Origin of the sequence: Pseudomonas sp. TMW22091 (assembly GCF_022496705.1) — a bacterium.
In the GTDB taxonomy this organism is placed as follows: domain Bacteria; phylum Pseudomonadota; class Gammaproteobacteria; order Pseudomonadales; family Pseudomonadaceae; genus Aquipseudomonas; species Aquipseudomonas saxonica.
In genome coordinates, this window is record NZ_SCFI01000005.1 from 317,390 (window position 1) to 330,626 (window position 13,237).

At 58.5% G+C, this 13,237-nt stretch carries 15 protein-coding genes; 3 read left to right on the forward strand and 12 right to left on the reverse strand.

What is annotated here, in order from left to right; translation table 11 throughout:
* Positions 1–52 precede the first annotated feature (52 nt).
* Entirely contained in the window at positions 53–499 is a 447-nt protein-coding gene (locus EQV93_RS12385; protein ID WP_122785171.1) for an excinuclease, read from the forward strand.
* A 218-nt stretch (positions 500–717) separates the two neighbouring features.
* Here EQV93_RS12385 and EQV93_RS12390 read toward each other — a convergent pair whose 3' ends face one another.
* The gene (locus EQV93_RS12390) at positions 718–1,101 is read right to left on the reverse strand and encodes a type II toxin-antitoxin system PemK/MazF family toxin (RefSeq protein WP_240891654.1); all 384 of its coding nucleotides are present in this window, start codon (positions 1,099–1,101) and stop codon (positions 718–720) included.
* 414 nt (positions 1,102–1,515) lie between these two features.
* Here EQV93_RS12390 and EQV93_RS12395 point away from each other — a divergent pair, with 414 nt between their 5' ends.
* Positions 1,516–1,698 (forward strand): DUF6124 family protein, encoded by a 183-nt coding sequence (locus tag EQV93_RS12395; protein WP_122770841.1) that lies wholly within the window; start codon positions 1,516–1,518, stop codon positions 1,696–1,698.
* 371 nt (positions 1,699–2,069) lie between these two features.
* Here EQV93_RS12395 and EQV93_RS12400 read toward each other — a convergent pair whose 3' ends face one another.
* The gene (locus tag EQV93_RS12400; RefSeq protein WP_240891655.1) at positions 2,070–2,972 is read right to left on the reverse strand and encodes a LysR family transcriptional regulator; all 903 of its coding nucleotides are present in this window, start codon (positions 2,970–2,972) and stop codon (positions 2,070–2,072) included.
* Between the two features lie 154 nt (positions 2,973–3,126).
* On the opposite strand from EQV93_RS12400, the gene EQV93_RS12405 reads away from it, so the two are divergent.
* Positions 3,127–4,374, forward strand: a complete 1,248-nt coding sequence (locus EQV93_RS12405) for an MFS transporter (RefSeq protein ID WP_411736501.1) — start codon at positions 3,127–3,129, stop codon at positions 4,372–4,374.
* 9 nt (positions 4,375–4,383) lie between these two features.
* Here EQV93_RS12405 and gspM read toward each other — a convergent pair whose 3' ends face one another.
* The 10 genes from gspM to gspD are packed head-to-tail and all read right to left on the reverse strand — an operon-like array spanning position 4,384 to position 13,229.
* The gene (gene gspM, locus EQV93_RS12410) at positions 4,384–4,833 is read right to left on the reverse strand and encodes a type II secretion system protein GspM (protein WP_240891656.1); all 450 of its coding nucleotides are present in this window, start codon (positions 4,831–4,833) and stop codon (positions 4,384–4,386) included.
* Positions 4,830–5,921, reverse strand: a complete 1,092-nt coding sequence (gspL, locus tag EQV93_RS12415; protein WP_240891657.1) for a type II secretion system protein GspL — start codon at positions 5,919–5,921, stop codon at positions 4,830–4,832. The genes gspM and gspL overlap by 4 nt, the downstream gene beginning before the upstream one ends.
* Positions 5,914–6,774 carry a type II secretion system protein GspK gene (locus EQV93_RS12420; protein WP_240891658.1) on the reverse strand — a complete coding sequence of 287 codons (861 nt, stop codon included), beginning with the start codon at positions 6,772–6,774 and terminating at the stop codon, positions 5,914–5,916. Before EQV93_RS12420 ends, gspL begins: the two co-directional genes overlap by 8 nt.
* Complete coding sequence (gspJ, locus tag EQV93_RS12425; RefSeq protein ID WP_240891659.1) at positions 6,774–7,334, reverse strand: type II secretion system minor pseudopilin GspJ; 561 nt, start codon at positions 7,332–7,334, stop codon at positions 6,774–6,776. The genes EQV93_RS12420 and gspJ overlap by 1 nt, the downstream gene beginning before the upstream one ends.
* Entirely contained in the window at positions 7,327–7,695 is a 369-nt protein-coding gene (gene gspI / locus EQV93_RS12430) for a type II secretion system minor pseudopilin GspI (protein WP_122785180.1), read from the reverse strand. The genes gspJ and gspI overlap by 8 nt, the downstream gene beginning before the upstream one ends.
* The gene (gene gspH, locus EQV93_RS12435) at positions 7,685–8,173 is read right to left on the reverse strand and encodes a type II secretion system minor pseudopilin GspH (RefSeq protein ID WP_122785181.1); all 489 of its coding nucleotides are present in this window, start codon (positions 8,171–8,173) and stop codon (positions 7,685–7,687) included. Before gspH ends, gspI begins: the two co-directional genes overlap by 11 nt.
* A 6-nt stretch (positions 8,174–8,179) precedes the next feature.
* Complete coding sequence (gene gspG, locus EQV93_RS12440; RefSeq protein ID WP_122785182.1) at positions 8,180–8,617, reverse strand: type II secretion system major pseudopilin GspG; 438 nt, start codon at positions 8,615–8,617, stop codon at positions 8,180–8,182.
* Positions 8,618–8,620: 3 nt separating this feature from the next.
* Positions 8,621–9,832 (reverse strand): type II secretion system inner membrane protein GspF, encoded by a 1,212-nt coding sequence (gspF, locus tag EQV93_RS12445; RefSeq protein WP_146384864.1) that lies wholly within the window; start codon positions 9,830–9,832, stop codon positions 8,621–8,623.
* Positions 9,833–9,834: 2 nt separating this feature from the next.
* Entirely contained in the window at positions 9,835–11,307 is a 1,473-nt protein-coding gene (gene gspE / locus EQV93_RS12450) for a type II secretion system ATPase GspE (RefSeq protein ID WP_158636740.1), read from the reverse strand.
* Complete coding sequence (gene gspD, locus EQV93_RS12455) at positions 11,304–13,229, reverse strand: type II secretion system secretin GspD (RefSeq protein WP_240891660.1); 1,926 nt, start codon at positions 13,227–13,229, stop codon at positions 11,304–11,306. The genes gspE and gspD overlap by 4 nt, the downstream gene beginning before the upstream one ends.
* Between the last annotated feature and the right edge of the window lie 8 nt (positions 13,230–13,237).

The window sequence follows — 13,237 nt, forward strand, 5'->3', positions numbered from 1 at the left end:
TGACCGTTTAACCCTAACAACGCTGTTCTTACCCAACGTCAAGGAGACAACAATGCAATTCAAGACACTGGCAACTGCCACCGCATTGCTACTGGGCACCCTGCCTGCCATTAGTCAGGCGCGCGACACGGCGCTATTTTTACCTTTTGATCAGGTTGTGACCGAAGCCATCAGCACCGGCAAGATCGATGGCAGCGTCAAATTTTACTTGGCGGGCAACACGCCAGCGGGCAAAGCCAGCGTCGTCACACCGGGGGTGGTGACCAACAAAAAAACCAATGCCTTTAACAAAACCGATTATCAAGCCTGCTCTTGGGCGTTGCAGTCAGCGTTGATCACACTGCATCAAGCGGCGAAAAACGTCGGCGCAAATGCAGTCACTGACATCGCCAGTTACTACAAAAAGAACGAACGCAAAGATCCGAAAACCTACGAATGTCATGCCGGCGCGGTCATTGCCGGGGTGGCACTGAAAGGTAACCTGGCGAAGGTGGATTGAGAAAAACCTGTTAGTGCAGAAACGACAAAGGCGCCTTTCGGCGCCTCATTCACAAACAGACTGGCTTGTCATCGCACTGTGTCTGTCCGGCTCTGCGATGGCTGGTTGCCCAGGATCCTCAGAGTCTCACAAGCCCCTTTCGGGAACGAGGCGAGTATCGCGCCGAGCCTAATTTTAGGCAACCGCCTATTTACCCGCTCATCGTTTTTTCCGGTGCCTCACAACCCCAATGCGCACCGTACAGCGGCTTTGATGGCTATGAATTCATGTGTTTCAAGTTGTGAAACCATATAAATACGACGACCTTGCCTGTCACGCGTTTTTATCCGGTCCAGTCGAGACAAGCTAACGGTGGCCACCATGTCACATTTTGCCCAGCAGACAGGGCTCGCTCCCTGCAAATGACTTTGCAACTGAAGATGATGGTCCAACATGTATTGTGGCTCGGTGGTGCTTAAGGGAATGACCGTCACCAAATGACGATTGGTGCGGTGTTTACGCACGACCACAACGGGCCGAACCTTGATCATTTCCGGCACTTCGTAGCCCCTGAAATCACAAATAAGCACACTGCCTTCTTTCGGCTGATAGAGGAGGGACATTGGCTGAACCCGAAAAAAGAAGCGATTTTGCGCAGCTTTACTTTCAACATTCCAAGCCCGTTGTATGACGGCAAATGTCCTGTTTTATCACTCGGTAACAATGCCTGCGGGCGCGGTCCCTTTCCTTTGCAGGACGATTCCTAGAGAATCCTTTGGCCTTGCGCCTGCCTCTTTCGATCACTAGCCTTCGATGCGTCATCCCCCATGGGTGACCGGACGTGCAAGTTCGAGTCGAGTCAGGAACATGGAAATCACCGCCAAATATCCAGCTTTATGGCGGCTGTACGTGGGAGGTCTTCGCGCCTGCCGGGATTGCGTTCCTTTCGACCGGTCTTGCACACCCGCGTACAGCTGCCACCCTCTTTGTGTGCAAGCAAATGGCGTCAGCTCTTAACTAACGAAAGGAACTGCACCATGACTCCCGCACCCGACTACGATCAAACCTTCGAACACACCCATGAACTGCTGCGGTGCGCCCTCGCGACCGCGTATGCATCGGCCGATAACCTACAAGGACTCAACCGCGACGTGGCGTTGGCTGTCGTGCATTTGATTGCTCAGGTGAAAGTGTCTGTGGATAAGTTGATGACCGGGTGATCCGCACGACCCTCACCCTAGCCCTCTCCCAAAGGGAGAGGGGACTTGATCGGAGGCGCTGCGGCAATGCCTGCGGGCGCGGTCCCTTTCCTTTGCAGGACGATTCCTAGAGAATCCTTTGGCCTTGCGCCTGCCTCTTTCGATCACTAGCCTTCGATGCGTCATCCCTCATGGGTGACCGGACGTGCAAGTTCGATCGATATAGTGCAGCAACCTCAGCCCGCCTTATGGCGGCTGTGCGGGGGAGACTTTCGAGTCTGCTGAGTTCTATATCCTCGGTCTTGCACACCCGCGTACAGCTGCCACCCTCTTTGTGTGCAAGCAAATGTGCGCAACACCACGATCAAGTCCCCTCTCCCTCTGGGAGAGGGTTAGGGTGAGGGCTGCAACGTCTTGCGCCGCAACAACTGCGCAAACGCACTCGCCATCGGTGAGCTGGAGCCTCTGCGTTGCACTTGCCACACGGCCGTGTTCGCATCTGCATCCAGCAACGGCCGGTAAACCACCCCTTTGATGCGCATGTGCTGAAAAGACGCCGGCAACACTGACACGCCCAAACCCGCCGACACCAGACCAATAATGGTCATGGCCTCCCCCGCCTCCTGTGAAAAATGCGGACTGAACCCCGCTTGCCGCGCCAGGCTGAGTAATTGCGCGTACAAACCGCTGCCGTAGGTGCGCGGGAAGAATACAAAGGGTTCGTCCGCCAACGCCGCCAACTGCAACCCCGTCTCACTGCCCTCAGCCAACGGGTGATCCGCCCGAATCACCGCCACCAATGGCTCACGGAACAACTCCACGGCCACCAACGAGTCGGGCAAGGCCAACGGTCGCATGATGCCCACTTCGATGGACTCATCCACCAACCCTTCGGCCACGTCGCGGCTGCTCATTTCCTTGAGATTCAGGTGCACCGCCGGGAAGGCCTGACGAAACGCAAAGATGGCCTGGGGAATGCTGGAGTTGAAGGGGGCCGACGAGGTGAAACCAATCTTCAGTTCGCCCAATTCCCCCAACTGCGCCCGTCGCGCCACATCCGCGGCTTTGTCGACCTGAGCCAGCACCTGACGCGCTTCTTCCAGAAACAGCCGCCCCGCTTCACTGAGCGCCACCCGTCGGTTGGTGCGGTCAAACAACCGCGCGCCCAACTCCTGCTCCAGCGCCTGTATTTGCTGACTAAGCGGCGGTTGGGAAATGCCCAGCACCTGCGCAGCCCGGCCAAAGTGCAATTCTTCGGCCACCGCTATGAAGTAGCGTAAATGACGCAGTTCCATGCACACCTCATTAAGTCGTTAAACCTATCAAACATGTCGAATAATATATTGGAAAGAATCGTTAGCCGCCTATATTCTTTTGTCATTGCCGTTCGGCTTTCCGCTTTTCCAGAGGTCCCCCGTGAAAACTGCTGTTGCTCCACTCGCCCACGAAATCCCGCCTGCGCCGCTGGATGATGTTGTCGCTCAATTAAATGATGTGTTTATCGAGAAAGGCACACCGATGTTTATGCGCACGGTGCTGGCGCTGTTCTCGGGCGGGTTTGCGACCTTTGCTTTGCTGTACTGCGTGCAACCGATGATGCCGATGCTGTCCCATGAGTACGGGATCAATGCGGCACAGAGCAGTCTGATCCTGTCGGTGGCCACCGCCATGCTGGCCATTGGTTTGTTGATCACAGGGCCTATTTCAGATGCTTTCGGGCGCAAGCCGGTGATGGTTTTTGCGCTGTTTTCAGCCGGTCTATTTACGGTATTGAGTGCGCTGATGCCGAGCTGGGAAGGCGTATTGATCACTCGCGCGCTGGTGGGCTTGTCGCTGAGCGGGCTGGCGGCAGTGGCCATGACCTATTTGAGCGAAGAAATTCACCCGCAACACATCGGGCTGGCGATGGGGCTGTATATCGGCGGCAACGCCATTGGCGGCATGAGCGGGCGCCTGATCACCGGCGTGTTGATCGACTTTGTCAGCTGGCACACGGCAATGCTGGTGATTGGCGGGCTGGCGCTGGCGGCCGCACTGGTGTTTGTGAAAATCCTGCCGGAGTCGCGCAATTTTCGCCCACGGGCCATGAACCCGCGCAGCCTGCTTGATGGCTTCACCATGCACTTTCGCGACGCTGGCCTGCCGTGGTTGTTTCTTGAAGCGTTCTTGCTGATGGGCAGCTTTGTGACGATGTTCAACTACATCGGTTATCGCCTGCTGGCTGACCCATACAACATGAATCAAGCCTTGGTGGGGATGCTCTCGATTGTCTATCTGTCAGGCATTTACAGCTCGGCAAAAATCGGTGCCCTGGCGGACAAGCTGGGCCGTCGCCGGGTGCTGTGGGCGGTGATTGTGCTGATGCTGGCCGGGGTCGCCCTGACGATGCTGACGCCCATCCCATTTGTGATCATCGGCATGCTGCTGTTCACCTTCGGTTTCTTCGGCGCCCACTCGGTAGCCAGCAGCTGGATCGGGCGCCGAGCCACCAAAGCCAAAGGACAGGCATCGTCGCTGTACCTGTTCAGCTATTACGCCGGCTCGAGCATTGCTGGCACGTTGGGCGGCGTGTTTTGGCACATCGGCGGCTGGAACGGCATCGGCCTGTTTATTGGCGCGTTGCTGGTGATTGCGCTGCTGGTGTCGCTGCATTTGGCCCGGCTGCCGGTACTGCCGGGCAATGCCAAAAAAGCGTGACCCCAAGCACTATTCCGGGTTGTTGATCAGCAGTTGAGCCTGCAAGCCTGAGTCTTGTTTTTCCAGACTCAGGTTTTCAAATTGAGCCCCTTCTTGTTCGATGCGATGCAACCAGCCCAGCACCGTGGTGGCATCGCCATTCAAGCCAATACGTATGCCTGCGGCATCGACGTCGAATTGCTGCACGTTCAACCCCGAACGGGCTGCACTTTCACTCAGGCGCGCGCTCAACGGTTGATCAAACACTTTGGTCGCCAGCGTCGGGCGGGCCTGCTGAACGTCAGCCGCTTGCGCAAGGTGTTTGAGGTAGAGCGCCTCAGCCGTTGCCAGTCGTTGCCGTGCCGGTAACCACAGCCCATAAACACTCACGACAATCAGCAAAAAAACAGCCAGGACTGCGCACAATTGACGGTCACGTCGTGGCAGTTGCAGCCAGCGTTCACGCAGGCGAGCCTTCATGATTCATCCCTCACGGTGACAATGGCCTGAACACGGCCGCCCTGCTGACTGGCGTTACCCACGGTGACCGGTATGCCACTTTGCACACCGCGTTCACGCAATTGTTCGAGCTGGGCAAAGCTGCTGGCGGTGATGTTCAGTACCCAGCCGATATTCGCTCGCCACTCCATGCGTTGCACTTCGACAGAGCTGGCGCCCAGCACCTGTTCGGTCAATTGCAGCAGTCGAACCATGTGGCCGTTGCGAGCAGGAGCGCCCTGTTGTTGCAAGGCCTTGAGTTGCGCAGATAAGTCGACGATGCGGGTTTGCTCCGGATACAGGGTTTTGAATCGCGCTTCACTCAGGGCATACACACGAGCGGCTTCGTCTTCAAGCACGCTGCTGCGCAGATGGGTAAACCCCAGTGCGAAGGCAAACGTAAGCAGTAACGCCGCACTGCATCGTCGCCACGGCCAACCTTGAGAACGCCGTGCAAACTCGCCCTGCAGCAGGTTGATGGCCTCTTTGGGCGGTACGTTCCAGTCGATGGCACGCTCAGTCAGAGGTGCCTGCAAGCGAGCCGCCACGAGATCGAGTGCTGGCCCCGACAACGCCACGCGGGCTTCCAGGGCCCCGCCGACAATCCAGCGCCCACCCCACTCGGCCTTGCACGCAGCCTCTGCGGGCAGCAGGTCAGCGTCCACTTGCACACTGACGATGTTGAAACCGCGCTGACGCAACAGCTCCAGCAATTCCTTGAAGCGCTGTTTGTGAGTAATCATCAAGGGATACCGACGCTGGGCATCCATTGGCCCTACGGCAATATGCAATTCATCAAGATCGTCAGCCAGTTGGTCTTCTACAGCGAAGGCCAGCGCTTGTGCGCCGGGCCGGCGCTTATTAGGCCAAGGCTCGGTGAGCAACCAGCTGCACCGTTCCATCGGCAGAATCAGGTTGACCTGACGGTCTTTCAATCGGGCTGCTGCTTCATTTAACGAAGTACTTTCTATGGCTGCCGGGTCGTGCCAGACAGATACGCAAGCCGTATCGACGTCTGTTTCAGCCCCCTCGGCAACGCAGTGGGCGGTGAGATAAAGCCAGCTATTCATCAAGGGATTCGCTGTGTTTGGGCGCCAACAAGCGCCGCTGCAAGAGGTGCCACTTATCGGTTTTGAGGTCGCGGGCCACATCGCTTTCAAGACGTAAGCGGCTTTGGCCCAGGCGCGCATGAGTGGTGATGCGAAACCAGCGGCTGGTGGTGCCCAAGCCTGTGGCCTGAACGCCCAGTCCGATCAGCGCCGGGGTGAAGGTGAAGTCCTGAACGCTGGCATGGCCTTGCAAGGGGCGCTCAGCGAATAATTGATTAGCCACGTGCGGCGTGACCCCTTCCAGCGTGGCGAGCACGGTGGCAGACGCGGTGTTGATATTGAGGGCCGCCTCCTTGGGCAACAGCACAACCCACGGCTGCAAAGTCTTGAGCCACGGGCCGTCAATGCCGGGCACTTGGCGCAATTGGCTGATGTCGCTCAGGTTCAAACCTTGTAATGCGCTGGCCTCAACCTCTGAGAGCTTGAGCAGTGCTTGCAGACGCCTCCAGCGTTGCGCCAGCACTTTGTCGGCCGGGCCTTTGGCGAGTAAGGCGGTGATGTTGAAACGGGCGGCCAGGTCTTCGATTTCAACCTCAATCCGGCCGTTGTCGATGTTCAATTGAGGCTGAGCGTTGGCCCAGACTTGTCCTGCCGCGACGCTGGCCGCCGGGTCGCGCAGTTGCGTCTTGAGGTGCTCAAGCGCCCAGGTTTCCCCGGCAAACGCCAGCTTTCGAAGCTGTAACTGGTGAATCTGCTGGGCACTGCTGTGCAGCGCCAGACGGTGGCTGCGCAACATACCCGCAGTGACCAGCAGGGCCAGGCTCATGACCAGTAATACGGTTATCAGGGCAATGCCTTGCTGGTTGCGCCGCATTACTCGCCCTCCGGCAGTAACAGCACCCGGCGGATACCCTCGAAGCGTCCAACCGAGAGCTGCAATTCAAGCGCTTTGGGCCCGTCAACGGAGGCGTCTTTACGGGTCGGCCACTGCTGGCGCCAGCCGTTTTTACTGTCGTACAGCCGCCAGCGAACACTGCGTACATCGCTGAGCAGCTTTTGCTGTTGCAGCGCTCCCCCTTCCAGCCCACGGCTATGGCGCCACAGCACGCCGCTTTCCAATTGATAGCTGACGTCCTGCAATTCACTGCGTGGCTGGCCCAACGGATTACGCCAGTTGGCCCGGCGCAGGGAGAGTTGATTGGCAGACAGGGTCAAACCCGGTTTTTTGGCCGAGGTTTGCACCTGCAGCACATCGCGCTCAATCAGCGCGACGGCACGTTGCACGCTTCGCAGGGCGTGCTGATGCTCAGTGCTGCTGCGCTCGGCGCGCACCACGCTGTCAAACAGGCGCCAACAGCCGATGCCCAGCAAAGCGAAGATGGCAATGGCGATCACCAGTTCAAGCAAGGTAAAACCGGCCTGAGATTTAGTCATGCTTGATGGCCAGCCAGTGGGTCACAGACTGCAAAGCCTCATCGCTGCCTGCCGGGCTGACGTCCAGCTCGACCCGCAGCAAACCGGTACCGGGCTCGGACACAATGCGCTGGTGCACGCGCCAGTCACGCTGCGCGTAGGTCACATTAAGGGTGCGTTGCCCTGTGACCAACGGCGCGCTCTGCAGCTCAAGTTCACCCAGATGATTGTCGGCCAGCCATGCGGCCAATAGCCGGGCCTCAACACGCGCACTTTGCCCCAGCACATACTGACTGGCCGACATGACAGCCGCAGCCAGCGTGGCAAAGATCGCCAGAGCAATCATGATTTCCAATAAGGTAAAGCCCTTTTCAGCCTTCATTGGCTGGCTCAGGTATTTCAATTTCAGGGTCACCGATGCCATCGCTGACAATGCTGCGCCAGCGCCGGGGCGGGCTGTCGAAGTGCAGACTGAAGGCGGTGCTTTCATCACTGCTCAACCACAACAATTGCGGCATGTCGGCCAAGGGCACGAGAGGCTGGGTCTGGCCGTCCAGGGTTAAGTTCAGCACCAGACCGAACGGCAGTGGCACTCGCGTGTCGACCGCCTCCCAGCGATTGCGCTCAAAGCGCATCAATTGGTAAGCCCCCGGTTCTAGCCGCAGGCCATATTCCTGGCCATCAAGCACGGCCTTCTCGCGCAGCCCGTGCATCAAGCTCTGCAATACATCCGCTTCTTGACGGGCATTGCGGGCGTTGTTGTCGCCCAGGTTGATATGCACCATCGAGGCCAGTACGCCGATCAGCACAATGACCACCATCAGTTCGACCAAGGTAAAACCCGACGATGCCTGCCGCATGCCCTTTTACTCCCAGTTACCGATATCAGCGGCATGTGCTTCGCCACCGGGTACGCCATCGGAACCCAAGGAAAACAGGTCATAGCTCGCGGAGTGAGTGCCAGGGTTCAGGTATTGATAAGGCATGCCCCACGGGTCTTTCGGCATGCTTTTGAGATAGCCCTGGGGGTTCCAGTTTTTAGCCACCGGCGTGCCCGACGGTTGCTTTATCAGCGCTTCGAGGCCCTGCTGGGTCGAGGGGTAGCTGAAGGTGTCGAGGCGGTACATCTCAAGGGCGGTTGAGATGGCCTGAATATCAGTCTTCGCCGCCGTCACTTTGGCTTGGTCGGGGCGGCTCATGAACTGCGGAACAACAATGGCGCCGAGGACGCCAATAATCACCACGACCACCATGATTTCGATCAGCGTAAAACCGCGTTGGGCGTATTTTGCAGAGGTTTTCATCGGTCAATTCACCAGTTGATTGAGGCTAAGAATGGGCAGCAGGATGGCCATGACGATCAACAACACCACGCCTCCCATCAGCACCAACATGATGGGTTCAAACAAACTCACCACCAGTGCGATGCGCGCTGCGAGGGTTTTTTCCTGTTGTTCGGCCGCCCGCCCCAACATGCTGTCCAGCTCACCGGCGCGTTCGCCGCTGGCGATCAGGTGCAGCATCATGGGCGGGATATCACCGCTGCGTTCCAGCCCTCGGGCCAGGGTGCCGCCTTCGCGTACCGAACGGGCGACATCAAGCATGCGTTGGCGAATGGCCAGATTCGCGATCACCGTGGCCGAGATTTCCAGCGCGTCTACCAGCGGTACGGCGCTTTTGCCGAGGATCGACAGGGTGCTGGCAAACCGCGCGGCTTCCATCGCGCGTAGCACCCCGCCCACCAGTGGCAGGTTCAGCAGCAGTACGTGCCAGCGCAGCTTCAGACGAGGCTGGCGCAAGCCCCAGCGCACCGCCCACACGGCCGCGAACAACAGAACCAGCAGCCACCCGCCGTAACTGCGCAAGCCGCTGCTGACGGCGATCATGGCCTGGGTCAATGCAGGCAGAGGCTGGCCGCTGTTGATAAATATTTTGACCACGTCGGGCACTACGTACCCGAGCAAAAAACCGACAATCGAGAACGAAGCCACCAACAGAATCAGCGGATACACCAGGGCCAGTTGAATCTTTTGCCGCGACGCATGCCGGGCCTCGGTGTAGTCGGCCAACTGCTCCAGCACATGGCCCAAATGGCCACTGCGCTCACCGGCTGCGACCGTGGCACGAAAGAGTTCGGGGAAGGCTTTGGGAAAGGCCGTCAGTGACGTTGCCAATGCATGGCCTTCGATTACCCGGCTGCGCACGGCGGCTAATAATTGACTGACTCGGCGCTTTTCACTTTGCGCTGCGACGGCACCCAATGCTTCTTCCAGCGGTAAACCGGCATGAATCAAGGTCGACAGCTGGCGTGTCAGCAAGGCCAGATCGGTCACGCCCAGCCGCGTACCCGACTGGGCATGGCTGCCCTGGGCCCGGCCCTTTTTAGGCTCGCTCAGGTGGGTCAGGCGCAAACCCCGTTCTCGCAAAAGCTGACGGGCATGGCGGGCACTGTCGGCTTCTTGTGACCCGCGGCATTTGCGCCCGTTGGCGTCCTGCGCCTGATACTCAAAGGCTGGCATGTTCAGTCCTCTTGGGTCACACGCAACAGTTCGTCAAGGCTGGTCAGCCCTTCGAGCACCAACCGCTGACCGTCCTGAAACAAACTGGGAGCGCCTTGCCGGGCTTCGAGGACCAGATCCGGTTCGCTGGCGCCCTGGTGAATCAGACCGGCCAAGGTCGGGGTGATGCCGATCAGTTCATAGATACCGGTGCGCCCCCGGTAGCCTTGCTGGCAGTGGCTGCAACCCTGGGCGCGGAACAGAGTGGGGGCGGCCTGAGGCGCGAGGCCAAGCCGAACGCTGGTGGCCGGATCGGCGCTGTACGCCGTTTTGCAGTCAGCACACAGGGTGCGCAGCAGGCGCTGGGCCAAGACGCCCACCAACGAGGACGCCAGCAGATAAGCATCTACGCCCATGTCCACCAGCCGGGTGACTGCGCCAATGGCGCTGTTGGTGTGCAAGGTCGACAATACGAGGTGCCCGGTCAACGAGGCCTGCACGGCGATTTCGGCGGTTTCCTGGTCACGAATTTCACCGACCATGACCACGTCCGGGTCCTGACGCAAAATGGCTCGCAAACCACGGGCAAAGGTCATCTGGGCTTTGGTGTTGACCGGCGTTTGGCCGATGCCCGGCAAGTGATATTCCACCGGGTCTTCGACGGTCAGAATATTGCGGGTCTCGTGATTCAGGTGGCTGAGCGCGGCGTACAAACTGGTGGTTTTGCCTGAACCGGTGGGCCCCGTCACCAGAAAGATGCCGTGGGGGCGGGCCAACACGTGTTCAAATCGGCTCAGGGTGTCGGCCGGCATGCCGAGGCATTTGAGGTCCAGACGCCCGGCCTGTTTGTCGAGCAAGCGCATCACAACCCGTTCACCGTGGGCAGAAGGCAAAGTCGACACCCGCACATCGACTTCATGCCCGGCCAGCCGCAGGCTGATACGACCATCCTGTGGCACGCGTTTTTCAGCAATATCCAGCCGGGCCATGACTTTGATCCGCGACACCAGCAAGTTGGCCAGCTCACGCTTGGGCCTTAACACTTCGCGTAACTGGCCGTCGATGCGCATGCGTACCGACAGGTAATGCTCGAAGGTTTCCAGGTGCACGTCCGAGGCTTTCTCGCGCATGGCTTCGCGCAGCAGCGCATTGATCAGACGAATGATCGGGGCGTCACCCTCCTGCTCCAGCAAGTCCGCCGTTTGCGGCACTTGCTCGGCCAGGCTCATCAGGTCAAGTTCGTCGTCCAGCCCTTGCGCAACTTGTTCAGCTGCACTTTGGCCGGTGCTGTAGCTTCTGGCCAACACTTCGCCAAATTGCGTGTCGGTGATGACCTCAACGGCCACCTCGCCGCAGGCCAGCCGCCGTGCTTCGGCCAGTGCCGTCAACGGGGTGTCGGCGCGAATCAACAAGGCCGCTGGGGTTGTAGACGTGTCCAGCAACACGCCAAAACGCCGGGCAAAGCTGAAAGGTAAACGTGCGGCCGTCGGCATCATGGGCGATCTGCTTCAGGTTTGCGCAGGTCCACGGCTGGCGGGTCTTGCAGGTTGCCTTCGAAGAGTTGATGCGGGTCGACCGGCAACAACAGCGAATTGCTGTCTTGGGAAGCAGGCTTGCTGAGATTTCGCAAAGCGTTGTAGCGTTTTTCGCTGATCTCGCGCGAATCGTGACGGCTGCGCACAATGGTCGGGCGTAAAAAAACCATCAAGTTGGTTTTCGTATGAGTGTCTTTATTCCAGCGAAACAAGGCGCCCAGATAGGGAATGCTACGCAGCAAAGGCACACCGCTGACCTGAGTACGCACGCTGTCCTTGATCAATCCGCCGATGACGATAATTTCACCGTCTTCAGCCAGGATCGTACTTTTCAAGGCACGCTTGTTGGTAATCAAGTCCGTTGAATCGACACCTTGCAGTGACGGCGCAATTTCAGAGTTTTCCTGCGCGACTTCCAGACGCAGCGAACTGCCTTCATTGATATGCGGTTTGATCTTGAGGCTGATACCAATGTCCTGACGCGTGACGGTGGTGAAGGGGCCTTCTGAGCTATTACCCGTGCCACTGTAGGAGCCGGTTTTGAAAGGCACGTTCTGCCCCACCAGAATTTCAGCCTCTTGGTTGTCCAGGGTTAACAGGCTGGGGGTGGATAGCACGTTGTTGTTGGTGTCGCTGGCCAGCGCTGATATCAGGGCGTTAAAGCGATCGGTACCGACTTGCAGTACTGCCCCCTCAGGCATTTTTATATCGCTTGAGGGCATCGCGCCGATCTGGATGCCCGTCCCCGGGAAGGTTATCCCGCCTTGTGTGCCGCCTGTGTTGACGCCCCATTGCACGCCCAGTGTTTCAACGATGTCTCCGGAGATTTCAACGATCGCCGCATGAATCAACACTTGTGAACGTGGCTGGTCGAGCTGACGCACGATATTTTCCAGCGTACGAACCTGCGCCGGGTCGGCCATGATGACCAGGGCGTTCTGGCTCTCATCCGCCGCAACCATCACCTCGCGTGAGCTGGCTTTCTGCGTCGCACCCGCCAGCGCAGTCTCTTGTTTCATACCTTGACCGACTGCAGCCAGCACCTCGGCCAATTGCTTGGCATCGCTGTGACGCAGGCGCAGCACCCGTGAGTTCTCTTGCTGAGCGCTGGCTGGTGTGTCAAGCGAGCGAGCCAGTGCGCTTAAACGCTTGCGCGCGCCATCGCTGCCCAGGATCACCAGACGATTACTCGAAAGATCAGCGATGACCTGACTGCTCGCCCCCGTGGTTTTTTTATCCAGCGACTTCTCGATAACCTTGGCAATGTCACTGGCCAGACCATGCTTGAGCTCGACCATAGAGTGGCCATAACGCGTACCGGCATCCAGTTGACGCACGATGTCAGCAATGCGCTGAGTATTGGCCGCCGTGTCGGTAATAATCAGCGCGTTGGCCGAGGCAGAGGGGCCAACGTAACCATTGCTGGACACCAAGGGGCGTAATAAACCCGCCAGATCGGCTGCCACACTGGCATTGAGTTCTATGACCTGAGTGACAAAGGCTTCGGCAGGGGCTGGCTGATCCAGCGAATGGGTTGGCCGCGCTTTGGCATCGGCGGCCGGGAGAATCAACAACCGATCCCCTTGATCGATGATCGTGAAGCCGTGGGCATCGAGTACCGAGTAGAACAGCCGACGTACGCCTTCGCGGTCCAGCGCCTGCTCGGAAATAACCGTCACGCGGCCTTGCACCCTGGGATCCAGCACCACGGTAGTGCCCAAAACAGATGACATTTCCTGCACCACATCACGTAGCTCGGCATCCTTCATCGCCAGCTGCCAGAACTGTTCTTCTGCTGATGCCCAAACGGGTGAGAGCAGCGCACAGCAGATGACACTACACGTCAAAAGATGACCGATGCTGAACGCATTGGGTTTGCTCATTGGGTTTC